This is a genomic window from Corynebacterium sp. S7, from assembly GCF_054401105.1.
Genome location: NZ_CM136760.1, coordinates 1,980,274 through 2,004,840, shown reverse-complemented (window position 1 = coordinate 2,004,840; position 24,567 = coordinate 1,980,274). Strand labels below are relative to the sequence as shown.

20 protein-coding genes are annotated in these 24,567 nt (G+C 57.6%); 16 read left to right on the top strand and 4 right to left on the bottom strand.

Going from position 1 to position 24,567, the window contains the following annotated elements; genetic code table 11:
* Positions 1-50 precede the first annotated feature (50 nt).
* A complete protein-coding gene (locus tag ACXZ66_RS09535) occupies positions 51-2,366 on the bottom strand; it encodes a protein kinase domain-containing protein (RefSeq protein ID WP_458748389.1) in 2,316 nt (771 codons plus the stop codon).
* A gap of 105 nt (positions 2,367-2,471) precedes the next feature.
* On the opposite strand from ACXZ66_RS09535, the gene ACXZ66_RS09530 reads away from it, so the two are divergent.
* Positions 2,472-2,870, top strand: a complete 399-nt coding sequence (locus ACXZ66_RS09530; protein ID WP_458751358.1) for an Rv2175c family DNA-binding protein — start codon at positions 2,472-2,474, stop codon at positions 2,868-2,870.
* Here the strand turns inward: ACXZ66_RS09530 and ACXZ66_RS09525 are convergent.
* The 3 genes from ACXZ66_RS09525 to ACXZ66_RS09515 all read right to left on the bottom strand — a co-directional run bounded on the left by ACXZ66_RS09525 (position 2,842) and on the right by ACXZ66_RS09515 (position 6,114).
* Positions 2,842-4,317, bottom strand: a complete 1,476-nt coding sequence (locus ACXZ66_RS09525) for an alpha-(1->6)-mannopyranosyltransferase A (protein ID WP_458748388.1) — start codon at positions 4,315-4,317, stop codon at positions 2,842-2,844. The two genes, ACXZ66_RS09530 and ACXZ66_RS09525, sit on opposite strands and share 29 nt — an antisense overlap.
* Positions 4,317-5,447, bottom strand: coding sequence for a polyprenyl synthetase family protein (locus ACXZ66_RS09520; RefSeq protein ID WP_458748386.1), 1,131 nt, complete (start codon positions 5,445-5,447; stop codon positions 4,317-4,319). The genes ACXZ66_RS09525 and ACXZ66_RS09520 overlap by 1 nt, the downstream gene beginning before the upstream one ends.
* A gap of 103 nt (positions 5,448-5,550) precedes the next feature.
* Entirely contained in the window at positions 5,551-6,114 is a 564-nt protein-coding gene (locus ACXZ66_RS09515; protein ID WP_458748384.1) for an N-acetyltransferase family protein, read from the bottom strand.
* Between the two features lie 256 nt (positions 6,115-6,370).
* Between ACXZ66_RS09515 and ACXZ66_RS09510 the strand changes: the two genes are divergently transcribed.
* The 15 genes from ACXZ66_RS09510 to ftsZ all read left to right on the top strand — a co-directional run bounded on the left by ACXZ66_RS09510 (position 6,371) and on the right by ftsZ (position 24,553).
* Entirely contained in the window at positions 6,371-6,823 is a 453-nt protein-coding gene (locus tag ACXZ66_RS09510) for an SAV_6107 family HEPN domain-containing protein (protein ID WP_458748382.1), read from the top strand.
* 126 nt (positions 6,824-6,949) lie between these two features.
* Entirely contained in the window at positions 6,950-7,360 is a 411-nt protein-coding gene (locus ACXZ66_RS09505; RefSeq protein WP_458748381.1) for a DUF3040 domain-containing protein, read from the top strand.
* 544 nt (positions 7,361-7,904) lie between these two features.
* Complete coding sequence (mraZ, locus tag ACXZ66_RS09500; RefSeq protein WP_458748379.1) at positions 7,905-8,339, top strand: division/cell wall cluster transcriptional repressor MraZ; 435 nt, start codon at positions 7,905-7,907, stop codon at positions 8,337-8,339.
* Positions 8,340-8,521: 182 nt separating this feature from the next.
* Positions 8,522-9,523 (top strand): 16S rRNA (cytosine(1402)-N(4))-methyltransferase RsmH, encoded by a 1,002-nt coding sequence (gene rsmH / locus ACXZ66_RS09495; protein ID WP_458748378.1) that lies wholly within the window; start codon positions 8,522-8,524, stop codon positions 9,521-9,523.
* Between the two features lie 81 nt (positions 9,524-9,604).
* On the top strand, positions 9,605-10,390 hold the full coding sequence (locus ACXZ66_RS09490) for a hypothetical protein (RefSeq protein WP_458748377.1): 786 nt from the start codon (positions 9,605-9,607) through the stop codon (positions 10,388-10,390).
* A 114-nt stretch (positions 10,391-10,504) separates the two neighbouring features.
* Positions 10,505-12,466: a peptidoglycan D,D-transpeptidase FtsI family protein gene (locus tag ACXZ66_RS09485; RefSeq protein ID WP_458748376.1), complete on the top strand. Its 1,962-nt coding sequence runs from the start codon at positions 10,505-10,507 to the stop codon at positions 12,464-12,466.
* Positions 12,467-12,536: 70 nt separating this feature from the next.
* Complete coding sequence (locus tag ACXZ66_RS09480) at positions 12,537-14,087, top strand: UDP-N-acetylmuramoyl-L-alanyl-D-glutamate--2,6-diaminopimelate ligase (RefSeq protein ID WP_458748374.1); 1,551 nt, start codon at positions 12,537-12,539, stop codon at positions 14,085-14,087.
* Positions 14,084-15,625, top strand: coding sequence for a UDP-N-acetylmuramoyl-tripeptide--D-alanyl-D-alanine ligase (locus tag ACXZ66_RS09475; protein ID WP_458748373.1), 1,542 nt, complete (start codon positions 14,084-14,086; stop codon positions 15,623-15,625). The genes ACXZ66_RS09480 and ACXZ66_RS09475 overlap by 4 nt, the downstream gene beginning before the upstream one ends.
* Before the next feature lie 6 nt (positions 15,626-15,631).
* Entirely contained in the window at positions 15,632-16,738 is a 1,107-nt protein-coding gene (mraY, locus tag ACXZ66_RS09470) for a phospho-N-acetylmuramoyl-pentapeptide-transferase (protein WP_458748372.1), read from the top strand.
* Positions 16,738-18,198 (top strand): UDP-N-acetylmuramoyl-L-alanine--D-glutamate ligase, encoded by a 1,461-nt coding sequence (murD, locus tag ACXZ66_RS09465; RefSeq protein WP_458748370.1) that lies wholly within the window; start codon positions 16,738-16,740, stop codon positions 18,196-18,198. The genes mraY and murD overlap by 1 nt, the downstream gene beginning before the upstream one ends.
* A 6-nt stretch (positions 18,199-18,204) precedes the next feature.
* A complete protein-coding gene (locus tag ACXZ66_RS09460; RefSeq protein ID WP_458748369.1) occupies positions 18,205-19,740 on the top strand; it encodes an FtsW/RodA/SpoVE family cell cycle protein in 1,536 nt (511 codons plus the stop codon).
* 59 nt (positions 19,741-19,799) lie between these two features.
* The gene (gene murG / locus ACXZ66_RS09455; RefSeq protein ID WP_458748368.1) at positions 19,800-20,912 is read left to right on the top strand and encodes an undecaprenyldiphospho-muramoylpentapeptide beta-N-acetylglucosaminyltransferase; all 1,113 of its coding nucleotides are present in this window, start codon (positions 19,800-19,802) and stop codon (positions 20,910-20,912) included.
* A gap of 72 nt (positions 20,913-20,984) precedes the next feature.
* Positions 20,985-22,463 carry a UDP-N-acetylmuramate--L-alanine ligase gene (murC, locus tag ACXZ66_RS09450; RefSeq protein ID WP_458748367.1) on the top strand — a complete coding sequence of 493 codons (1,479 nt, stop codon included), beginning with the start codon at positions 20,985-20,987 and terminating at the stop codon, positions 22,461-22,463.
* A 6-nt stretch (positions 22,464-22,469) separates the two neighbouring features.
* Positions 22,470-23,147, top strand: a complete 678-nt coding sequence (locus ACXZ66_RS09445; RefSeq protein ID WP_458748366.1) for a cell division protein FtsQ/DivIB — start codon at positions 22,470-22,472, stop codon at positions 23,145-23,147.
* Between the two features lie 176 nt (positions 23,148-23,323).
* On the top strand, positions 23,324-24,553 hold the full coding sequence (ftsZ, locus tag ACXZ66_RS09440; protein ID WP_458748365.1) for a cell division protein FtsZ: 1,230 nt from the start codon (positions 23,324-23,326) through the stop codon (positions 24,551-24,553).
* Positions 24,554-24,567: the final 14 nt, after the last annotated feature.

Below are 24,567 nucleotides of genomic sequence, written 5' to 3'. Positions count from 1 at the left end.
CCTGCACATCTTGTGCGTGGGGGAGCGGGCGGTTTGGTGCTTTAGCGGGGCTATTTCTTGCTGTTGACTTTAATTGTCGTGCCAGCGGAAACTGCGTCTCCGGCCTTCGTGGTTTGAGAGGTGATCTTTTCGTCGTCGTAACGCGAACTTTTGTTGAGCTTGAGCCCGATGCTTTCGAGTTGGTCTCGGGCATCCTTGACGCTCATGCCTTCGAGGTTGGGTACGGTGACGCGACCTGGAAGAACGAGGCGGACGTCGGCCTTGCCGGGCTCGAGATTTGTCCATGCCGCCGGGTCGGTTTTGATCACGCGGTTGGCGTTGTCGGAGACAACAGCTTCGTCGCGGGTGGCCTTACCAACGCTGAGACCGGCTTCTTTGAGAGCGTCGCTGGCATCGGTGGCGTTCCACCCGGTGACGTCGGGAACCGTCAGAGCATTGGAAACAATGAGATCCACGGTGTCGCCGCGCTTGAGCTCGGAGAGGCGGGCGGGCGAGGTAGTGATGACATTGCCCCCGTAGATTTCCTTGTCGAATTTCTCGGTCACCTCGCCGACATTGAGACCGGCTGCCTCAATTTGCGCGATGGCGTCTTCTTGAGGAATTCCGCGGATATCGGGCACGGCGATGGGCTCTGGTCCCTTCGATACCGCCACAGTGACGGTACTGCCGATATCGAGGGCCGTGCCGGCAGCCGGATCGGTCTGTGCAACCGAGCCGACTGGGGCGCTAGTGGAATAGACCGACTCTCCGGTGGCTACTTGGAAAGTGCGCTCGCTGGCCAAAGCTCGGTAGTCTTCCACGCCCATACCTGCCGGGATTTCAGGCACGGTGGGACGGCCCTGGGAAATCAGCAGGGTCACGGGATCGCCCGGAAGTGCCTTTCCACCCATGGGTGGTTCGGTGCCTACGGGTTGATCTGCGGGAACGGTGTCGTCGTAGACGATTTGGGTGGTTGGCTCGAAACCGGCTTCGGTAATTGCGGTGACCGCTTGCTGGCGATCCATGCCCAAGACCTGGGGGATCTCACCGTAGCGGCCAGAACCAAACCACCATGCGCCAATGGCCACGGCTCCTGTGAGAACGGCAATGACAACCAACCACACAATGAGAGAGACTTTGGAACGATTAGTTTCTGGGGCTGGGACCTGCGACTTGACCTCGGCGCGTTGGTGTTGCTCCACTTCACGGTGAGCGGGTGCCGACTGGGCCTGTTGGTCCTGTTGGGGCTGGGCCTGCTGGGTTTCGATGCGGGTTTCGGGTTGCGGGGACGCCGCTGCTGGAATGATTGCTGTCTCGTTAGCAGGAGTAGCAGAGGAGACTGGCTGCGGATCCGCCTGGGGGAAGGCGTAGGTTTGCGCGTTGTCGCGGGCGTTATTTTCAAGAATTGACGTCTTGGATTCCGGCCCGTCGACGATCTCGGTTGGGTCAGTGCCCGAATCTGCATCAGCGTCCCGAGACGCCGTCATATTGGTGGGGATCGCTGCCACTCGGTGCGCCGCGGAATTAGTTGGTACGGGCACCGTGTAGGCAGGCAGGTTCAGCTCGGCAGCGACATCGTCTAAAGCTGCGAGGAATTCCCCGGCATCGCTAAACCTGTCCTGCGGATCTCTTGCTGTTGCAGTGGCCACGAGCTCGTCGAAAAGCTTTGGTACGCCTGCGATCTTTGACGAGGGGGCGGGCACGTCGTCGTTAAGGCGTGCGAATGCGTGCGTGAGCTGGGAGTCTCCCGAAAAAGGAGTCTCTCCTGTCAGGAGCTCATATAAGACGATGCCGGCTGAATAAACATCCGATGCTTGCGTAATTTCGGAGCCATCGACCTGCTCGGGGGAGAGGTAGGCAACCGTGCCCACGATTTGGTCTGTGGAATGTTTGGAATCGCTGGCGGCGCGGACAAGGCCGAAATCGGCAAGCTTGACTCGGTTGTCGCCGTTGATCAAAATGTTGTCGGGCTTGATATCGCGGTGGACCATGCCCTTCGCGTGTGCGACAGATAGACCCGTCAGCACGGCGCGCATGACCGATGTGGCTGCATGCGGTGGCATGGGGCCGCGCTCGGCCAATAACTCACGCAGCGTGCCACCGGTGATCAATTCCATAATCAAAAATGCGTGGTCGCCGTGTACCGAAAAGTCGTACACATTGACCAAATTCGGGTGTGAGAGCTGCGCCATGGCGCGCGCTTCCCGAGTAAAACGGGACATGAAAAGTTCGTCATCGACGTACTTGTCGTCCATGACTTTCGCCGCGACTTCCCGGCCTAAACGCTCGTCGACGCATCTGTACACCGTGGACATGCCACCGCGCGCGATCGGGCGATCGATGCGGTACCTATCCTCCAGATAATCTCCAACTGCGAGCTGACTCATGGCACCAAGTATGGTGCACATCGGCGCTCAAGTGGTAGTCGAACCCGGGTAATACGTAAACTATCTACTGTGACTAACTCAGCGACTAACCCAGTTTCGGATTCCATTTCGGGAGATTCGGAAGATAATGCACAAACCAGCGGAGTTCCCGCCGAAGAACTCGCAGCGCTGCTTGAAGGGGAAGAACTCCTTGCTCTGCCGGACGTGTCAGAGCGTCTCGGTGTTGTAGTTACTAAGGTCCACGACCTGTTGAATAACAATAAGCTTGTGGCTTATGTCGTGGACGGCAAGAAGTACATCCCGGCTGTGCTGTTGGACGGAGACGAACTAAACAAATTCGTTGCCAGCGCGGTCACCGTCCTCAAAGACAACGATTATTCCGATGCGGAAATCTTGCGATTCCTGTTTACCGCGGATGACACCTTGCCAGGCCGTCCCGTGGATGCACTCCATGGCCACGGCGCGCGCGAAGTAATTAGGCGTGCGCAGGCGATGGCGTTTTAGCTTTTTCCGGGAAGACATACGTTGCGGCAAGCCATGCCAAAACCAGTCCGATTCCAACGAACCACAGGTCATAGAACCTGTGGTTTCCTCCGCCGGTAAAAGCCAGCGAAAGAAACACAGATGCACCAGTGGTGAGGCGCAATACCCATGTCGGCGGGCGGAAAGTGCCCACCAGGCTAATTACCGATGCGTAGTACCACGGTAGGGCAACCGCATTGACCAAATACGCCCACAGATATGCAAGGGTTGTGCCCATAATCGCACGGCGATCGTTCTGGCGAAACAGCCACCAAATCACCACCAGTCCCACCAACATGGCAATGGTTCCCACGGTACGAGCAACCGAAAGTACTTGGTTATAGGGGAAGAGCTCGTCGAAAATCTGGATAAACGGGGTGACAAGGTCGGTCACCAGCGTCGGCAGCGATAGGGGATTAACCACCTTCGAGTTGCCGGAAATCTCTGCGAGCCAGCCCCACGAGGAGCCGGATGCCCAGGTGACAAAACTGACCACGGCCAGCGTCAAAGCGACGCCAACGACACCCGAGATCAAGAACACCAGAACCTTTCGGCCAAGTTTTGCGTCCTTGCCAGCGAAGTAGTTGGTGGCCATCCACACCACGAATGGCAGCGCGATCGCAGCAGTTGCCTTCAGCGATACCGCAACAGAGATCAGAACTACCGAAGCCACAAACTTGCGATTCAGCGCGCACAAGATACCAACGGACACGAGCCCTACCATGATCGATTCGTTGTGCATACCGCCGACCATGTGCAGGATCATCAGCGGGTTAGCCACGCCGATCCACAGCGCTAAGGCGGGATCGCCGCCTAGTTTCTCCGCAATCTTTGGAATTGCCCACGCAACCGCTGCAAAACCCAGTAGCGAAATCAGCTTATAAGCGATCACACCAGCAGCTACGTTATCGCCGACGACGGTGGTGACCCCTTCACCTATCCACAAATGCAGTGGCCCATACGGAGTCGTGGTGTTGCGCCAATCGTGCGAGACCTCGAGCAAGTATGGCCCGGGATTGATCGCCGCGCCCTCGGTGTACGGATCGAATCCGTCGCGCACCATCGCGCCCTGCATGAGATACGAGTACACATCGCGCGACAGGATCGGGGCGGACACGACCAGCGGCGCCACCCACAGCCACAGGCTCCGGCGCACGGTGGCAAAACGCTCGATATCGCTTTCAGGCTTATCGACGATCACCCGGCGCCCCACTTGAAGCCACCCAAGAATGAGCAGCAGGATGCCAATTAAAAGGACAACTTCAAGGATTCCCTTGGCATGCCCAAAAGCGAGGAAATTCAGCCCCAGGGCATCAATCACACCGCCGCGATTGCGCGTGGCACCGGCGCCAAAGGAGCCAAGGGCGATCATGATAGTGCCGATCACGCCCCAGGTTGTGGGAGAGACATTTGCTATTTTCTGCCACATTATTTGCGTCGCTCAGTCATTTTGATGGCCAGTTGACGCAGGTCTTCGGTGACCTCGGGCTCGATTCCAGCATCTGTCAGGTGCTTGAGCCCGGAGACGGTCAAGGATGAGATCTGCTCTTCAATAACGTCAACGGCTCCGGTCGAGGCAATGATGGAGGCAAGCTCACTAATCTTCTCGGCATTAGTTTCAGAACCGACCCCCGCGCGCAGGGTTGCTGCGGCGGCTGGGTCGGACTCGTCGGCACGCGATAAAGCAATAGCGAGCAACACCGTGCGCTTACCTTCGCGCAGGTCGTCGCCAGCAGGCTTACCTGTTACGGAGGGGTCGCCGAAGACGCCGAGGAGGTCGTCGCGAAGCTGAAAAGCGATGCCGATATCGGTGCCGTAACCACGGAATGCCTCAATGACTTCTGGCGAAGCCCCGGCTAGTGCGGCACCAAGGTGCAGCGGGCGTTCGATAGTGTACGCCGCGGTTTTGAAGCGATTTACGGCGTTGGCGAGCTCGGGGCTTTCGTTGCCGGATGCCTCCAAAGAAATATCGAGGAGCTGGCCACCGATGACCTCGGTGCGCATGGCGCGCCACGGTTCGGCGGTGCGATCAAGCGCAGCGTGGGAGAGACCGGAATAGCGCCACATATCTTCCGCCCAGACTAAGGCGAGGTCGCCTACAAGGATTGCTGTGGATTCGCCGAAGTGCGCAGAGTCGCCTGCCCACTTCTGTTCGCGGTGAGCTGCCTCAACTGCGCGATGAACAGTGGGATTACCGCGCCGGGTATCGGAGGAATCGATGATGTCATCGTGGATCAGCGCACAGGCCTGGATGAATTCCAGCGAACTTACGGCGCGCAGCACTGCCTGCGGGTCTTCGGCGGAAGTTTTCAAGCCACCGGCACCGACGAATCCAGCCCAGCCGTAGAGTGGGCGAACCCTTTTGCCTCCATTGAGAACAAAGTCTCGGAGGTAGTTAACCGCCTCAGTAACCGGACGCCCAATACTGGCCACCTTCTCTGACTGCTCGTCGAAGAATTGTTCCAGTACGTGCTGGGTTGCTTCAGGAACATCATTCAATGAAAGCTTGCGGAGATCCTTGGCTTGATTATCCGGGGCTTGATTATCCGGTGCGCTCACGCGAAAACTCCTTGGTCGGTGAATCGTCGTCCCTCTTACAGTACCCACCTGAGGCTGGAACCATTATTACAGCCGGACTGTGCGTAGCGAGGCTTAGCGAGGCTTAGCGAGCATCCAATGGCAATGCGCGACCTAGCACGGCAAAGGGGCGCTCATCACCTTGATAATAGAAGTTGCGCAAGACGTCCTTGAAACCGAGAGAGCGGTAGAGGCCAAATGCTGGGTTGTTTTCCTGCTCCACTTCTGGGGTGGAAAGCGCGACGAAAGAGGCGGGAGCGTTCCACAAGAGTTCGGTCAGGAGACGACGACCGATTCCGCGCACCTGCAGGCGAGGTGTCACATGAATCTCGGCAACTTCGAAGTAGCTATGCAGCAGCTCGAGCTGCTCTGGGGTGGCACCGCCTGCTTCTTTGAAACCGCGCCGGAGCTGTTTATCCCACCAGCGGTCGGGGGAACCGAGGAAACCGTAGGCCACTCCAATGATTTGGTCTTCTAATTGGGCAATCAGCGCGGTAAACCCCGGTTGGACGATTTCGCGGCGCCATACGTTGATGCGTTGCATGCGAATTGACGGTGAGTACCTCATTGCTTCGATATAGATATCGACGAGCTCCGGGGCTAGGACCGAGAACTCGGGCCCCGTTAGGCGGCGGATCGTTATACTCACACCCCTTATCGAACCACGTTCGCTGTCGAAGTGGGAGCCTTTTGGGCGAATAAACCGGGTGAAATTCGAGGAAAGCTGTTCGTTGTGAGTAAGGGCTTGGCATTATCGCTGGTAAAAGAGCGAAACCTCTAGCTTTTTTCGAACACATGATCTATAATTGGGGTGTGGCAGTCGAACACAGGTTTTAGTCTTAACTCATTCATTGATCAGGTATGGCATCCGCAATTACTCACAACTACGAAGGTAAGGGGCAGTAATGAACAGCGTTATTTCAGCAACTACCGGCTCAGTCTCTGGAGCGCCTACCCGTGTGGGTAAGAGTGGTGCGTTCTTGTCTTCTGCCGAATCACTTCTTCACTCGGCTCAGACTTACCTTCAGGAAGGCAAGCTTGACTTAGCTCTTGAGTATGCATATCGTGCGGCTCTGCGCGTTGCGGGTGCGGTAAACGCGGATTCTCCGGTTATCCGGAAGCGCAAGCGGCTTCCTTCCAGTGCTTGGCAGCGCCTTGCTCTTACGGGTGCGAGCGGTCAGAAGTGGGCCACAGAATTTGAGCAGTACTCGGCCCTGCGTGGGCGCGTAGCATCTGGGATTGTTACCTCGCCGAATCGGGCAGTGGTGGAGCGAGTTTTTAGTCTCGCTGCGGAGTTTTTTGCGGAGGTTTCTTACGGCGATTCTTTGGGCGAAACTGAGGTGGTTTCCGCTGCATAATTCTACAGTTGGGGGTGGCTTTTAAAGGCGATTCCACGGCGGGGAACAAACAGGTTACGCTGTACGTTAAGAGGGTAAGAGGTTCCATTTTTAAGGGATACCTAACATCTATCGCCGGGAGGAATTGTGGCCCTTTCAGAGCAGGAGCAGCGTGCGCTCCGGGAAATCGAGCAGTCACTGCTCGCTGAAGACCCAAAATTCGGTGCGTCTGTATCAGCCCAAAGCTCTTTTGGGGGTGGTGCTCCAAACGGTAGAACCATGTTTCGGGGAATCGCCCTTTCAGTTCTCGGCCTCGTTCTACTCATCGTCGGCGTAGCACTCGCTCAGGCAAGTCTGTGGTTTATCGCATTGAGCGTGGTTGGTTTCATTGTCATGCTTGGAGCTGGAATCTGGGTGTTGCGTTCCCCTCAAGGGGGAGCAGGATCGTCCTCACGTTCCAGTCGCAATAAGTCGGCATCTGCCCCTGGGCAGGGCGGGGGCGTAGGCTCTCGTATGGAAGACAACTTCCGTCGTCGCTTTGAGGACAATGAAGGCTAAAATCTAACAACCGTTCAAACCGCACCCCGCTTTCAAGCGGGGTGCGGTTTTTTCTGTGTCTTTTTCTGTGCCGGAAAAGTCGGCGATGGCGTGTCGAAGTGTCGGCGTGTCGGACGGCCCCCTTTTTGGGGGGTCGCTGAAATTGGATGAGTGCCTCTCCACCTTGCCCCACAAATACGCCCCACTTTGCCCCACCTTCATTCCCTAAATATTGCCCTTTCCTAAAAAGTGCAGGTCATCGCCGATCATTCCAAAGCCCTTGCCGTCGCAACAGAAGGGTTTAAAGCCCTTTAGTGTGATTGGTGGGACTTGATTTCCTGCGCTCTGAAGAATGCTGTGGGAAATCTCCCCACTGGGAAATATCTTTTCTACCTGCAGATATAAATGCGCCGCCTGAAAAGTGTGGCAGTAATGTGGCGATGGTGGGGGAAAGTGGGTTAAAGTGGGGCACAGCAACGAGCTGATGGGGCGTATCCAGCGTTCAGGAAGGGTCGTTGAACGAAGATTCGCACCGGCGTAGTCAAGCTAAGGAAGGTGGCCCGGGATGTTTCTGGGTACCTACACGCCGAAGCTCGACGACAAAGGCAGATTGACACTTCCGGCAAAATTCCGTGAGGAACTAGCGGATGGGTTAATGGTGGCGAAAGGGCAGGACCACTCTTTGGCGGTCTACCCGCGGGAAGCATTTGCAGCAAGAGCTAGAAAAGCTGCGGCTGTGTCTCGCACGAACCCACAGGCACGTGCGTTTATCCGTAACCTCGCAGCGAGTGCGGATGAACAAACCCCCGACGGGTCCGGTCGCATCACCTTGTCTCCGGCGCACCGTGAATACGCAAACTTGTCAAAGGAATGCGTGGTCATTGGTTCAGTGGATTTTCTTGAGATCTGGGATGCCGAGTCCTGGGCCAAATACCAAGAAGAGACGGAAGCTGCATTCGCTGCAGCTGACGAGGACGACATTCTCTCTGGTCTGCTGTAATTCAGCCGCCAATCAGAGGAGAGCGTGTACGGACTCTGCTCGGAGCGCGAGCCGTTCTGGTGTACTTCCCCGACATCAGATCTGCCGCTCCGAGTAGGGCCCTATACGTTCCCCGAAATTCACGTTCAGGGAAATGTAGCGATTCACCACAAGCAGGCAGTGAGAGGGGGGTGCAAGAGCCAATGGACTACAACATCGATTCCAACCACGGTCACGTACCTGTGTTGCGCGACCGAGTGACACAACTACTTGCACCTGCAATCGAAGCCTTCGGAGACAAAGCCGTGATCGTTGACGGCACCCTCGGCGCAGGTGGACACACCGAACACTTCCTCAAGGTCTTCCCAGCAGCATCGGTGATCGGCATCGACCGTGATCCCAACGCTCTGCGGGATGCATCCGAGCGACTTGCACCTTTCGGTGATCGCTTTGTCCCAGTTCAAGCACGTTTCGACGAGCTTGGTGAGGCCATTTCGGAAGGCGAGGGTCCGATTTTTGAGCGCGCCAGAGAATTCGGCGTCGCTGGTTCGCTTTTTGATCTCGGTGTGTCGTCGATGCAGCTTGACCAGGAAGATCGTGGTTTCGCCTATCGGGTGGATGCGCCTTTGGATATGCGCATGGATCAAACCACGGGGATCACGGCTGCAGACATCCTCAACACCTATTCGCACGGTGATATTGCCAGGATTCTGAAAACCTACGGCGACGAACGCTTTGCCGGAAAAATCGCCAGCGCGATCGTGAAAGAACGGGAGAAAGAACCGTTTGATCGATCTGGCCGATTGGTTGAATTGCTCTATGCAACCATTCCGGCAGCGACGCGTCGCACCGGTGGACATCCTGCGAAAAGAACCTTCCAAGCGCTGCGCATCGAAGTCAATGGAGAGCTTGAGTCCATTAAGAACGTCATTCCGGCGATCGCCGACGCCCTCGGCGTTGGTGGCCGGAGTGTGTTTATGAGCTACCAGTCGTTGGAAGACAAAATTGTGAAAGCGGCATTCAAAGAATTGACCGCTTCCACAACTCCACCGGGGTTGCCCATGGATTTACCTGGTACCGCTCCAAAGTTCCGGACCATTACCAGCGGGGCTGAAAAGGCATCGGAGGCGGAAATCGCAGAAAATCCACGTGCTGCACCTGTTAGGGTTCGTGGTATAGAGAAACTTCCCGAACAGCTGAAATAAACTAACCCTAATAACCGACAAGTAAACTAGACCCCCACTAGCACTACTCAGATTGAACCAGCTACCGAAGGAGCGATCATCATGGGAGCAAGCCGCGACCTGACTTCCGGTTACGAAACTGGAAATTCTGCCACGCTGCTTGAAAAGGGGGCGCGCAGGCCGAGTAATCGCTCTAGTGATAGGTCGAGCGAGAGGGCAGGTGCTCGTCGTGAAGCGTTCGAACAAAGCGCGACGACGACCGCTCCCGCGCCACGCAAGCTGCGCCCCGGAGTACGTCCCCACGAGCCTCACAATCGTGGCCGTCTCGGCTCCAATCAGGTGGTTTCGATTCGTGGTCGCAGGGTGGAAACGCCAACGACTGAGGTCAAGCGTCGTTTCTCGTCGGTGTCGATTATTGCGCTTCCGCTTTTAGCTTTCGGTGTAGTCCTGGCGATGGTGTTTTCCGGCTTGTCCACTCAGCAAACCTTTACTATCCAGCAGCTGCAGGCCACAGACAACCAGTTGTCCAACCAGGTGGAAACGCTGAACCGTGACTTGGAGAATTTGCAGTCTTCGGCAGAGATCGCTCGCAGGGCATCAGAGGCGGGAATGGTTGTTCCCACCAACCCAGGAATTGTGGAAGTTCAAAACGACGGCACAGTTACCGAGAGTCGCCCGGCGGATCCCGCTACGCAACCTATGATTGATGTCAATGGTGCGCCGGTTCGACCTGGGCAGGCCTCCAGCGACCCGAAGCAAACCGACCAGGTTTCTCAGTCACTAGAGTCACGTCCCAACAACGATCCCGCTCCAGCGCAACAGGCGCCTCAGGCTCCTCAAGCTCCTGCAGTTGCACCTTATAGCCCCAACGTTCCCGCACGGTTCTAATCTGGTCGCTGTGGCGGAGGGCGCTCCAAAAATATTGAATAATTCGGACATAACGGCCCCGAAGGAGCCACCAGAATAGATTGACATAGGGAAGTAGGCAGGTGAACAACTCTCGTGGGTACCCCGAGCAGAAACGGAAACGCGCACGGCACTAGCGGGAAGAATGGTCGCAAAAATGCACCTGTCTCAGCCCAGTACTCCGTATCTCGGAGGCGCTATGGGTGGATACTTTTAGCATTCCTCGTGATTGCGGCAATCCTCGTGGGGCGTCTTGCATGGGTTCAGGTCGTCTGGGGGCCGGCGCTGTCGGTGTCCGCGCAAAGTCAACGTGAGCGCGTCTACGTCGAGCCAGCGCGGCGTGGCTCGATTACCGATACGGAAGGCAACCAACTTGCATACACCATGCAGGCACGTTCGTTGACTGTTTCTCCGGTCCGGCTCCGTGACGAAATTTCGCAGCAGATCACCCAGGAACTGACGTTGGATGGCGTAGATTCGGCGACAATCGAAGCCCAGCTCCCAGCACGTCTCGACGATCGGCTCAAAGAGATTGCCGACGGTATTCCACGCATGATCGCCGAAGGTGGCGCGGGAAGCAAAGCAAATTCCGGCGACGTCGACTCCAAGGAAATCTTGGACAAGCTCCACGCTGACACTCAATATGAAGTCTTAGTGCGCAATGTTGACCCGGACGTGGCGGAGAAGATCGCCGAAGAATATTACGGTGTGGCCGCAGACCACCAAGATATCCGTGAGTACCCCAACGGCGCCATTGGTGAAAACATTATCGGCAAGGTCTCCATGGATGGCCAGGGCCAGTTCGGGCTCGAAGCCTCCAGCGACTCAACTCTCAGCGGAATCAACGGGCGCAAGACCCAAGACGTCTCCGCAATGGGGCAAGAGATTCCAGGCACGCTTCGCGACGAGGCCCCTGCAGTTCACGGCACCGACATGCAATTGACCATCGACCTCGACCTGCAAACGTATGTGCAGCAGCTGCTCGAGCAGTCAAAGGCAAACTCGGGAGCCAAGTCCGCGGAAGCAGTCGTGCTCGACGTAGCCACCGGCGAAGTGTTGGCGATGGCCAATACCGGCACGATTGATCCCAACGGAGATCTGCAAGCACAGCTGGATGATGGCCGTGGTTTTGAAAACTCGTCGATTTCCCACCCATTCGAGCCGGGTTCGGTGGCCAAGGTTGTCACAGCAGCTGCAGCAATTGAAGAGGGCGTGACCACTCCGGAGGAAGTGCACCAGGTACCAGGCCAGATTGAAATGGCGGGCGTGACGGTGGCCGACGCATGGCAGCACGGCGTGGATTCTTATACCACTGCCGGAATCTTCGGTAAGTCCTCCAACGTGGGCACCTTGATGCTTGCGCAAAAACTGGGCGAGGAGAAGTATGCCCACTACCTTGAGCAGTTCGGGATCGGCCAATCCACCGGGATTGAGTTGCCTAATGAGTCCTCAGGGTTGTACCCGGCACTCGAGCAATGGTCGGGAGGCACCTTTGCCAACCTTCCTATTGGTCAGGGTATGAGCTGGACTACGTTGCAGATGGCTAGCGTGTATCAGACGTTGGCCAACGGCGGTGAGCGCATTGAACCGCGCATTGTCAAAGAAGTGCGTGATTCAAAGGGCAACGTGATCGAACAAGAACAACCGAACCGGACCCAGGTTGTCAGCCCAGAAACCGCAGCCACCGTGGTCAACATGTTCCAGGGCGTATTCCAAGAGGACCCAACCGGATTGAACTCAGGTACTGCCCAAGGCCAAGGCATCGAAGGTTACCAACTGTCGGGTAAAACGGGTACCGCGCAAAAGGTGGATCCAGATACCGGCGCTTACTCTAATTCGAAGTACTGGATCACGTTCGCTGGCATCGCGCCGGCTAATGACCCTCGCTTCGTTGTCGCGGTGATGGTGGATGAACCGCAGCGTGGAGTGTTGGAAGGAGGTGCAGGAGGCCAGTCCTCAGCACCAATATTCCGTGAAATCTCGAACTGGCTGATCAACCGCGACAACATTGCACCGCAGCCAGGCTCCGAGGAACAGATCGTGTTGCAGAGACCATAAAGCCCGCCGATCAGGCAGACTGAGAGCCACTTAAGAGAACACAGCTTAAGAGAAGAAAGAAGGAAATAGCATGGCAGAGACACCCACTACTGCGCTGACTTTGGAGCAGGTGGCACGCATCGCTGGTGCTCGCATTGTCAACGCCACCCAGGTTCCCACACAGGTGTCGTCGATAAGCTTAAGCTCTTCTGATGTCGAACCGGGTGGGATCTTTGCTGCCGTGCCGGGCACCCACGTGCACGGCGCAGCCTATGCCTTTGATTCTCCTGCCGCGGCGACGCTGACCGATGAAGAGGGTCTGGCGCTGATCCAGAAGACTTCGGATCGTCGCCCGATTCTTGTCGTTGATGATGTGCGTTCGATTTTGGGCGATGTCTCTGCAGCCATTTACGGTTACCCTTCGCGGCAGCTGACTATTCTGGGCGTGACCGGTACGTCAGGTAAGACCACCACGACCTATCTCCTAGAAAATGGGCTGATGGCCGCGGGGCAAAAAACCGGCATTATTGGAACAACGGGCACGCGCATCGATGGGCGTGAGGTGCCCACAAAACTCACCACTCCAGAAGCGCCTACCCTCCAGGCTCTGTTTGCCCGGATGGTGAACGAGGGTGTGACCCACGTTGTCATGGAAGTGTCGTCCCACGCGCTGAGTCTCGGGCGCGTTGACGGGACAGACTTCGACGTCGCAGGGTTTACCAATCTCTCCCAGGACCACCTTGATTTCCATCCGACGATGGAAGATTACTTCGAGGCGAAGGCGCGATTCTTCGATCCGGCCTCGCCGGTTGCAGGCAAGCACTCGGTGATCTGCGTCGATGACGAGTGGGGTGTACGGATGTCCGAGCTGGCGGAAGAACCTTTTACCGTGGGAACTCAGGGGCAAGAGGGCCTCTCGCTGAGTGCTCGTCGCACCGATGTCGAGGCAAGCGGTGCCCAGTCTCTCGAGCTGACAATCGGCACCGAAGTATTCCAGGCGCACATCTCGCTGCCGGGCGACTTCAACGTAGCCAATGCAGCCCTAGCGACCGGAATGGCGTATTGCGCAGGTGTGGACGTGGAGCAATTCCTGTCCGGGATCACCACCGCTGGGGTGCCAGGACGCATGGAGCGTATCGACGAGGGCCAGGATTTTGTCGCCGTTGTTGATTACGCACACAAGCCGGGCGCGGTTGCCGCTGTCTTAGACACGCTGCGCGCGCAGGTTGATGGTCGCCTCGGAGTCATCGTTGGTGCTGGTGGAGACAGGGATTCGTCGAAACGCCCGCTGATGGGTGCGGAAGCTGTCAAGCGTGCTGACTATGTCATCGTCACCGACGACAACCCTCGCTCCGAGGATCCCGCCACGATTAGGGCTGCCGTGGTTGCTGGGGCGCGCGATCAAGCCGCAGCTCAAGACCGTGAGGTCGAGGTAGCCGAGATCGGTTCGCGCGCGGATGCCATCGACGCATTGATGGCGTGGGCGCGCCCCGGCGACGCTGTAGTGGTGACTGGAAAGGGCCACGAAGTCGGCCAGATTGTGGGAGATCAGGTGCATCATTTCGATGACAGGGAAGAAGTTCGCCGAGCTCTGGGAGAATTGCGCGGGGCGCAGAAGGTAAGCACGGAGGAGGAAGAATGATTCCACTAAGTCTGAAGCGGATTGCTGAGCTGACCGGGGGCGAGGTGCACGACACCGACAACCCGGAGGCGATGGTCACCGGGTTCGTTGAGTTTGATTCGCGCAAGGTCACCGAAGGCGGGCTTTTCGTGGCGCTGCCGGGTGCGAAGGTTGACGGACATGACTTCGCCCGCACCGCGATGGATAAAGGCGCTACCGGTGTGCTCGCTGCGCGCCCTGTCGGTGTGCCCGCTGTTGTCGTGCCCAAGGTCGAGGGCCGCGAAGGAGACAACTCCGATTTGGCCGCCAATGATCCCGACGGATCTGCCCAGGCGGTCGTCGCAGGCATGTCTAAGCTTGCAACCTTTGTTGCCCATGAGCTGACCGAGAAGCATCAACTAAATATTGTGGGTGTGACCGGTTCTGCCGGCAAGACCTCAACCAAAGACCTCATCGCCCAGGTGCTCTCCCGCGCAGGCGATACGGTCGCACCTCCAGGATCATTCAACAATGAAATCGGGCACCCTTATACGGTGCTGCGCTGCACCGAGCAGACGAAGTTCCTAGTTTCCGAGATGTCGGCGCGTGGCATCGGGCACATTGCACACTTAGCGACGATTGCCCCGCCGCGTTTTGGTGTCGTGCTGAACGTGGGCACAGCGCACCTGGGGGAATTCGGCTCGCGCGAAAATATTGCACAAGCCAAGGGTGAACTCGTCGAAGCGCTGCCTACCGCCGATAACGGGGGAGTTGCTGTGCTCAATGCCGACGACGCCTTCGTGATCGCAATGGAGTCGCGCACCTCGGCACGCGTGGTGACCTACTCCGCAGCCCAGCCCCCAGCCTCGCGCGCGGACTACTACGCCACCGACATCGAGCTAGATGACATCGCTCGCGCCTCCTTCGTCATGCATTCGCCCGGAAATGCACCGCAACAGGTACGCCTCAATGTGTTTGGTGCCCATCAGGTTTCCAATGCGCTTGCGGCTGCGGCCGTCGGCATTGAATCCGGGATGGATGCCGCCGAGGTGGCCTCCGCGTTGTCGCAAGCCCGCACCGCATCAGCCAACCGGATGGACGTAAATACCCGCCCTGACGGAGTGACCATCATCAACGACGCCTACAACGCGAACCCTGAGTCCATGCGTGCGGGCATCGCGGCCTTGGGATACACCGCTGCGGCGCGCCCAGGTGCGCGCTCGATTGCTGTGCTTGGAGAGATGGGCGAGCTCGGCAATGACGCGATTGCAGAGCATGCAGCGCTTGGCGACGAGCTGGCGCGCTACGGAGTCAGCGATTTAGTGGCAGTCGGCGATAGCCCAGCTGTGCGCGCGATGGCCGAAAGTGCTCACGCGAAGGGAATTTTCACAAGAATTGCCGGTGACGCCGGTGAGGCAATTCAGATCACTCGCGGTATCCTTTCAACGTCACCCGCTGGCGAAGAAGACTGGCATGCCCGTGAGGCGAAGGATGTTGTCTTGGTGAAGGCATCCAACGCGCTCGGATTATGGAAGGTGGCCGAAGCGCTACTCGAAGACAAACAAAGGAACACAAGGTAGATTGTCGTGACACAAATTATTATTGCTGGAATCGTCAGCTTCCTGGTGTCCATTTTCACCACACCCGTACTAATTAAGTACTTCTCTGCAGAGGGGATCGGCCAAGAGATCCGCGAAGATGGCCCGCGCTCACACATGCGCAAGCGCGGCACGCCCACAATGGGTGGCATCGCCATTTTGCTGGGTATTACCGTGGCCTACCTTGCGGCCGGATTCTGGTCCATGGCAGTAGGCCGTGGTGGTTTTACCGCTTCCGGCTGGATCATTCTGGGCCTGACCCTCGCACTCGGAGGTGTCGGTTTCGCCGATGATTTCATCAAGCTGTATAAGGGGCGCAACCTTGGCCTGAATAAGACGGCGAAGCTTGTTGCCCAGCTGATCATTGCAGTTGTGTTCGGCATCTTGATTCTGCAGTTCCCAAACGAGCACGGGCAAACCCCAGGTTCGACAATGCTGAGCTTCGTCCGCGACATCCCGACTATTGATCTTGCCGTCGGCGGCGGGGTCATTGGTACGATCGTCTTCCTCGTCTTCATCTACCTGCTGATCGCTGCATGGTCGAACGCGGTCAACCTGACTGACGGCCTCGACGGTCTGGCAGCCGGTACAACCACTCTCGTGATGGGTGCCTACACTCTGATTACTTTCTGGCAGTTCCGCAATTCTTGTGCTGTCGCTGCTGAACCAGGTTGTTACAACGTTCGCGATCCGCTGGACTTGGCCGTGTTGGCTGTTGCGGGCATGGGTGCCTGCGCTGGGTTCTTGTGGTGGAACGCAGCTCCGGCGAAAATCTTCATGGGAGACACCGGTTCCCTGGCGCTTGGCGGTCTTGTAGCTGGCCTGTCGGTTGCTAGCCAGACAGAACTGCTCATGGTCATCATCGGCGCAATCTTCGTGATGGAAGCTGCGTCTGTGGTTATCCAGGTGACAGCCTTCAAAACCACCGGCAAGCGTGTCTTCCGTATGGCACCGTTCCACCATCACTTTGAAAATGGTGGCTGGCCTGAAACCACAGTGGTGATTCGTTTCTGGCTGATTACCGGAATCGCGGTAGCGATTGGTCTGTCAATCTTCTGCGCCGAATGGTTTACTACTTCAGGAGTCTCGCTCTAATGTCTGAATCTTCTGACTTCGCGATTATCCCAGAGTTTCTCCAGGGCTCGATCCTGGTGGCGGGTGCAGGGGTTTCCGGGCTCGGTGCCGCCAAACTGCTCAGCGGTCTCAATGCAGACATCTCGGTTGCCGACGACAACGAGATCAACCGTGCCAACGTAGAAAAACTCACGGGTGCTAAGACGCTGTCGGTGGCAGAAGCTCAAGCGCGTATCTCTGAGTTTTCCCACGTGGTCACCTCTCCGGGATGGCGACCTGACACTCCGCTTCTAGTCACCGCGCGTGATGAAGGAATCGAAGTCATTGGTGATGTCGAGCTGTGTTACCGCCTCGATCGGGCAGAAATATTCGGCGCGCCACGTACCTGGCTGGTAGTCACAGGCACCAACGGCAAGACAACAACCACGGGCATGCTCACCGCAATGATGAAGGAAACCGGTCTTCACACTGGTCTTCGCGCGGAAGCTTGCGGCAATATCGGCGTTGCCATCTCGGACGCACTGATCGACCCAGAGCGCGTGGATATCCTGGTCGCCGAGCTCTCCAGCTTCCAGCTGCACTGGTCGAGCCAGCTCGTCCCTGATGCAGGCGTCCTGCTCAATCTCGCAGACGACCACATCGACTGGCACGGTTCCTTCGAGGAATATGCCTCGGCAAAGGCCAAGGTATTGCAAGCTCCGATCGCAGTCGCGGGTATCGACGACGCCGAGGTACGCGCGCAGGTAGCTGCCACCGGACGCGATGACATCATTGGATTTACCCTAGGTGAACCTGCCGAGGGAGATTACGGTGTTGTGGGCGATTACTTGGTAGAAGCTTGGGGCGGAACCGCAAGCGGTACGCGCCTTGCACCGGCAACGGGTATCGAGCCCGCCGGTCAAGCAGGCATCCTTGATGCTTTGGCGGCTGCGGCCGTCGCGCGGAGCCAGGGCGCCACTGCCGACGATATTGCCAACGCCCTGCGCAACTTCCACGTCGACGGACACCGAGGCACCATCGTGCACCGCGCCGGCGACGTTTCCTGGGTAGATAACTCGAAGGCGACAAACCCACACGCAGCACATTCGGCACTTGAGGGTGCAGGTACCGTAGCGTGGATCGCAGGCGGTCAGCTCAAGGGCGCAAGCGTCGACGGTCTCATCAGCGCCCATCGCGATCAGTTCCGTGCGGTGGGTATCCTCGGAGAAGATCGAGAAATCATTGCTGATGCTTTCTCCCGTCTTGCTCCAGAAGTTCCAGTTTTCGTGACCGACTCCCAAGACCCCGACGAGGCGATGGATGACGTTGTCTCGTTCGTGGCTGAGCGAGTCAGGCCGGGAGACTCGGTACTTTTGGCTCCGGCAGCGGCCAGCCTCGATATGTACACGGGAATGTCGCAACGTGGTGATATTTTCGCTAGAGCAGCCCGAACACACGCGATTATTCCCCAACCTGAACAAGAGAACTCTCAAGAAGGGTAACTTCTTATGACCACTACCCGCGATCGTCCGAATCAGCAGGCTCCGGCGCGTTCGCGCTTTGCGCGGGTCGTCCAAAAGTGCCGTGAGTGGATGAATGGCCAGCCATTGCTGGACTATTCCATGATCAGAACTATCGTGCTGGTGCTTGTGGCGCTTGGCGTGGTCATGGTGACAAGCTCGTCGATGTCAACGTCGGTGTACGAAAACGCCAACGTCTGGGCACAGCCGCTGCGCCAAGCCTTAATGGTCGTGGCAGGGTTGGTGGTGTTCTGGTTCATGCTGCGTTTCTCACCGGAGCACTTACAGCGGTGGTCGGGATGGATCATGGGTGTCGCACTCCTGCTACTGATCTTGGTGCTCACCCCATTGGGCACCGGCCGAGAATCTGTAGGTTCCCAGTCCTGGCTCCCGGTGTTTGGTGTCCAGCTGCAGCCTTCAGAGTTCGCGAAGGTCGCCATTGCTATCTGGGGCGCAAGCATCCTGGCAAATAAGAATCCGCAGAGGATCTTCGCTAAGAACAACGGCTACGTATTGTTCATGATCGTTGCCACCCTGACGATTTGTTTGATTGCCGCCCAGGGCGATCTTGGCATGGCCATGTCCGTTGGCATCGAAGTTGCTATGCTGCTGATTTTTGCGGGCATTCCGTGGATGTTAGTAGCCGTAGTCGCTGTAATTGCGCTCGTCGGCTTGGGCCTCGTGTTCGTCAGTGGCGGTTTCCGATCTGATCGTTTTACTACCTTCTTCGATGCCCTGACTGGCAACTTTAAGGATACTCAAGGTATTGATTACCAGGCGTACCAAGGCTTTCTCTCTCTGGCCGATGGCTCCTGGTTCGGTGTTGGGCTCGGGCAGTCGCGCGCAAAGTGGTTCTATCTCCCCGAAGCCAAAAACGACTTCATTTTCGCAGTCATCGGCGAAGAGCTCGGCCTGTGGGGCGGAATCTTAGTTATCGCCTTGTTCTTCGGATTGCTCTATTTTGGGCTGCGCACCGCGCGCCGTGCACAAACACAATTCCAGTCGCTCATGGCTGCAACACTGACAGCGGGTGTTGTAACACAGGCATTCATCAACATTGGCTACGTCGTCGGCCTCCTGCCCGTCACCGGTATCCAGCTGCCCATGATTTCGGCTGGTGGTACCTCCGCGATTATCACGATTGGTTCGATGGGCATTCTGGCCTCCGTTGCACGACACGAACCAGATGCCATTTCATCAATGCAAAACCATGGACGCCCATTCTTTGACCGGATACTTGGGATACCAGAACCCAAGCCCTACGTTGCAAATACGGCTAAGCCTAAAAAGTCAGACGATGCTCACCGCGGCGGAAAGGAGCGTCACGACGATCAGGCGAGCAGGTATGGCCAACCGGTCACAGCAAGACGCAATCCGCCACGCGCGCGAACGCAAACAGCCGATCGTCGCGAAGCACCACGGCGTAATGTGCCGACCGCTTCGCAGCGCCGCCACACCGAACGCCCGCGCCGCGCACCCTCTGCGAGCGCCTATCGCAACGATCGTCGACGCGATGAGCGATAATAGAAGCTTCGTTCATGAAAACCGCACGAATAGTTGACTGCAGAAGGTGAGGCACCCCCGTGTCCGAAGACAACTCCACAGAAAATGCACCGGAAATCACTGTTGTACTCGCCGGAGGTGGCACCGCTGGCCACATCGAGCCGGCGCTTGCCGTAGGTGAGGTGCTGCGGGACAACTACGGTGCAAAGGTTGTCGCGCTGGGAACGCCAAAAGGCCTGGAAACTTCGATCGTTCCCGCTCGTGGCTTTGACCTCGAGTTGATTGACCCGGTGCCGGTGCCGCGTAAGCAACCGCTGAAGTTGCTGGCGCTGCCTTTTAAGGTGATTAAGTCGGTAGGCCAGGCGCGGAAGGTAATGAAAAATGCTGGTGCCGACGTAGTTTTCGGTACCGGTGGGTATGTCTCGGCATCGGCATATATGGCTGCGGCTTCGCTGCGTTTGCCGTTTTTTGTGCTGGAATCCAACGCGCTGGCAGGAGTGGCCAACAAGTTAGGTGTTCGTCTTGGTGGCACCGGGTTCAACGCGGTGGCCAATTCGGGCATGAAGGGTGAAGTGGTGGGCATCCCTGTGCGCCAATCCGTTGGCGCGGATGAGGACGGCGAGAAGGCTCGCCGCGGCTACGCCACTTGGAAACTTGACCCGGAGAAGAAGACTGTGTTGGTCACCGGTGGCTCCCAGGGAGCAGTGAGCTTGAACACGGCGGTAGCAGAGAGCGTGGAGCAGCTGACGTCGGCTGGCTACCAAGTGCTACACGCCTATGGGCGCAAAAACGATGCGCCTGCGCCCCATGAAAACTACGTGGCTGTGCCATATATCGACGATATGTCTGCGGCTCTTGCCGTGGCCGACATTGTGGTGTGCCGCTCGGGTGCGATGACCGTGGCAGAGAATTCTGCAGCCGGCGTGCCCGCCATTTATGTCCCGCTGCCTCACGGTAATGGTGAGCAAGGTTTGAACTCGCAGCACCTTGTCGAGGCCGGCGCAGCACGCATGATCAACGATGCGGATCTAAATGCGGATCTCCTGGTAAAAAATGTTGTAGAGATACTTTCCGACGAAGATACGTATCAGAAAATGTGTGTGGCTCTTGCCAACAGCGGGGCAGGCAACGTTGCTGATACTCTTGCGCGTCGCGTCGTGGCTGCCGTAGACACTGAAGACACTAAGCAGTAGTTTCGGCTCTAACTCTGAAAAGTACTAAATGTTTCTAATGCTCAAATTGATTATTTAAGGAGAATCCCCACCGTGAGCTCTAACAACACTTCTGTTGAACCTGTTGATCTCAGCCGTGTACACCTCATTGGTATCGGTGGTTCCGGAATGTCGGGAGTGGCCCGCATCCTGCTCAACCGCGGCAGTGTTGTCACTGGGTCCGATGTGAAGAACTCCCGCCCCGTGCGCGCCCTAGTGACCATGGGCGCCAAGATTGCCATCGGGCACGATGCGAAGAATTTGGAGCTGGCAGGGGAGCTGCCAACGGTTGTGGTGACAAGTTTTGCCGCGATTCCTAAAGACAATCCAGAGTTGGAGCGCGCAGCCAAGGAGAACATTCCGGTGATTCGTCGCTCGGACCTTCTGGCAGAGCTCATGGATGGTTACACCCAAGTCCTATTTGCGGGCACACATGGCAAGACTTCTTCGACGTCAATGGCAGTGGTTGCGTTTCAGGCCGCGGGCGAAGATCCATCTTTCGCCATTGGCGGTCAGCTCAACAGGGCAGGGACCAACGCGCACCATGGAACAGGTGCGGCCTTCATCGCTGAGGCGGATGAATCGGATGCATCCCTTTTGCGTTACTCGCCTGATATCGCGGTGATCACGAATATTGAGCCCGATCATCTGGACTACTTCGGCAGCCCTGAAGCTTACTACCAGGTTTTTGATGAGTTCGCCGATCGCGTGAGCCCGGATGGATACTTGGTTGTTTGCCTTGACGACGATAACGCGGCCGAATGCGGTCGCAACGCACAAAACCGCGGGATCAACGTGGTGGGCTATGGCACCGTCGAGGCTTGTGAACGACACAGCGATATCAAGGCTGGTGTGGTCATCACCGACGAAGACGTGCAAGCCACGGGGACTGAGGTGACGGTTGATTTACATACCGTGACCCCAACGGTGTCTTTGTCTTACTCGCTGTCGACCCCTGGTCGGCACATGGTGCTGAACTCCGCAGCTGCACTCTTGGCTGGAGTTCTTGCGGGCGCTGACCCGCGTCGCCTCGCCACGGGGCTCGGCGAGTTTACCGGGGTGCGTCGTCGCTTTGAGTTCCGCGGCGAGGTCGCCGAGGGCGAGTACGCAGGTACTCGCGTGTACGACGACTACGCACACCATCCCACCGAGGTGGCTGCAGTATTGGGAGCTGCTCGGGAAAAGGTCGAAGCCGAAGGCAGCGGCGCCCGCGTGGTGGTGTGCTTCCAGCCACACCTGTATTCGCGGACCCAAGAATTTGCCACCGAGTTCGCTGCCGCATTGTCCCAGGCGGACGCGGTTGTGGTGCTTGATATCTTTGGTGCGCGCGAGGCCCCAGTTGAAGGAGTGGATTCGCGCATCATCGTGGACAAGATGACACTTGATGCTGATCATGCCGTGTACGAAAAGGACTTCTCGGCGGCTCCGCAGACGGTCAAGCGCCTGACGCAGCCAGGCGACATTGTGTTGACCATGGGTGCGGGCTCGGTGACCATGCTGGCCGATGAAATCCTCGATGCGTTAGCGGAATAGTTCCTCATGCGTATTTCCAAAAGAGTTTCTGCCCGCGCCGTGTGGATCAGTGTGGCGGTGGTGGCTGTCCTTGCCGTTGTTGCCGGGATCGTTGTCTACTTCACGCCGGCATTTTCAGTCCGCCAGTATGACGTGCAGGGCAACAAACATGTTTCTACTGAGCAAGTGATTGAAGCTACTGGTGTGGCCGAGGGGCAGATTCTCGCACAGGTCAATGTGGAACAAGCCGCGCGCCATGTGGTGGCCTTACCGTGGGTGCGCACTGTGACCGTAAAACGCGGGTGGCCATCCACATTGCAAGTAGAGGTTGTCGAACACGAGGCGGTGGCTTTTACCCGCGAGGCTGATGGGGCACACCTGCTCAACCAGTCCGGCACCGACTTCACAATTGAGGAGCCACCACAGGAGGCGGTGGAAATCACCGGTAGCGCCCGCGGCGACGAAGCTGTGCGGACCAACGTGGTGGCAGTCGCCTCGTCGATAAGCCCGCAAACGCGGAGCGAAATTGCCTCGATCGAGGCCGACGGGCCGTACAGTTTTGTCATCGTGCTCAACGACGGGCGGAAGGTGATTTGGGGCGCGTCGGAAGATAATCACGACAAGGCGTTGGCGTTGGATACAGTGCTCAAGCGTGAGGGGCAAGAGTTTGATATTTCGAATCCCACACAAATTGGTGTGCGCTAGGCGTACCGCAGTGCTGTTACCTGCAAAACCGCAGGGTATAACCCTAAAGTTAAGGTTGAGGGTACCGACACGCCGCGAAAATTAACCCACTTTTTCGCTCGCTTTGGCCCAATATGGATACCACAAGTAACTGCGACACAATCTCCATCCATGAATTGAAAGGCGAGCATTTACATATGACTTCCCCGAACAACTACCTCGCCATGATCCGCGTCGTCGGTGTTGGCGGCGGTGGCGTCAATGCGGTCAACCGCATGATCGAAGAGGGCCTCAAAGGCGTTGAATTTGTGGCCATCAACACTGACTCCCAGGCACTGCTGTTCACCGACGCAGACACGAAGCTTGACATCGGCCGCGAGGCCACCCGTGGCCTCGGAGCTGGCGCTAACCCAGAGGTAGGCCGCACCTCCGCAGAAGATCACAAGTCCGAGATCGAAGAATCCCTCAAGGGCTCAGACATGGTCTTCGTCACCGCAGGCGAAGGCGGCGGTACCGGTACCGGTGCGGCGCCGGTTGTCGCAGGCATCGCCAAGAAGATGGGCGCGCTGACCATCGGCGTTGTCACCCGCCCATTCTCCTTCGAGGGCAAGCGTCGCACCCGCCAGGCAATGGAGGGCATTGAAAACCTCAAGGAAGTTTGCGATACCGTCATCGTGATTCCTAACGATCGTCTCCTGCAGCTCGGCGATCAGGAACTGTCCATGATGGAAGCCTTCCGCGCAGCCGACGAAGTGCTCTACAACGGTGTGCAAGGCATCACCAATCTGATCACCATCCCGGGCATGATCAACGTCGACTTTGCCGACGTCCGCTCCGTCATGGCAGATGCCGGTTCCGCACTGATGGGCGTGGGTTCCGCCCGCGGCGACAACCGGGTCATGACCGCGACCCAGCAGGCCATCAATTCGCCTCTGCTCGAGTCCACCATGGAAGGCGCCAAGGGCGTGCTGATCTCCGTGGCCGGCGGCTCCGACCTCGGCCTGATGGAAGTTAACAACGCCGCCTCCATCGTTGAAGAGAAGGCTGACGACGATGCCAACATCATCTTCGGCACCATCATCGACGACAACCTGGGCGACGAAGTCCGCGTGACCATCATCGCCACCGGCTTCGACGAGAAGGCCAACGCGCTGACCTCGGATTACTCCAACACCCCAGAGCAGGAAAAGCCAGCTCCCGTCTCCGAGGCAGCAACGCCTGCGCCTGCGCGCGGTTCGCTTTTCGACGAGCGCTCCCGCGACGACAACGAGCAGCGCACCCCAGAACCAGCTGCCCGCCACCGCTACGAACCACGTCGCGAAGAACCACAGCGTTCCGGCCTGTTCACCAGTGAGCGTGAACCAGAGCGCACCACTCGTCGCGGTGATGACGATGACGATCTGGATGTGCCAAGCTTCATGCGCTAATGCGCTAGCCTTGG

Coding starts and splice junctions, on each gene's coding strand:
- mraZ (WP_458748379.1), top strand. CDS start 7,905: ATGTTTCTGGGTACCTACACGCCGAAGCTCGACGACAAAGGCAGATTG.
- ACXZ66_RS09480 (WP_458748374.1), top strand. CDS start 12,537: ATGGCAGAGACACCCACTACTGCGCTGACTTTGGAGCAGGTGGCACGC.
- ACXZ66_RS09535 (WP_458748389.1), bottom strand. CDS start 2,366: ATGAGTCAGCTCGCAGTTGGAGATTATCTGGAGGATAGGTACCGCATC.
- ftsZ (WP_458748365.1), top strand. CDS start 23,324: ATGACTTCCCCGAACAACTACCTCGCCATGATCCGCGTCGTCGGTGTT.
- ACXZ66_RS09445 (WP_458748366.1), top strand. CDS start 22,470: ATGCGTATTTCCAAAAGAGTTTCTGCCCGCGCCGTGTGGATCAGTGTG.
- ACXZ66_RS09475 (WP_458748373.1), top strand. CDS start 14,084: ATGATTCCACTAAGTCTGAAGCGGATTGCTGAGCTGACCGGGGGCGAG.
- ACXZ66_RS09525 (WP_458748388.1), bottom strand. CDS start 4,317: ATGTGGCAGAAAATAGCAAATGTCTCTCCCACAACCTGGGGCGTGATC.
- ACXZ66_RS09510 (WP_458748382.1), top strand. CDS start 6,371: ATGAACAGCGTTATTTCAGCAACTACCGGCTCAGTCTCTGGAGCGCCT.
- ACXZ66_RS09490 (WP_458748377.1), top strand. CDS start 9,605: ATGGGAGCAAGCCGCGACCTGACTTCCGGTTACGAAACTGGAAATTCT.
- murD (WP_458748370.1), top strand. CDS start 16,738: ATGTCTGAATCTTCTGACTTCGCGATTATCCCAGAGTTTCTCCAGGGC.
- rsmH (WP_458748378.1), top strand. CDS start 8,522: ATGGACTACAACATCGATTCCAACCACGGTCACGTACCTGTGTTGCGC.
- ACXZ66_RS09460 (WP_458748369.1), top strand. CDS start 18,205: ATGACCACTACCCGCGATCGTCCGAATCAGCAGGCTCCGGCGCGTTCG.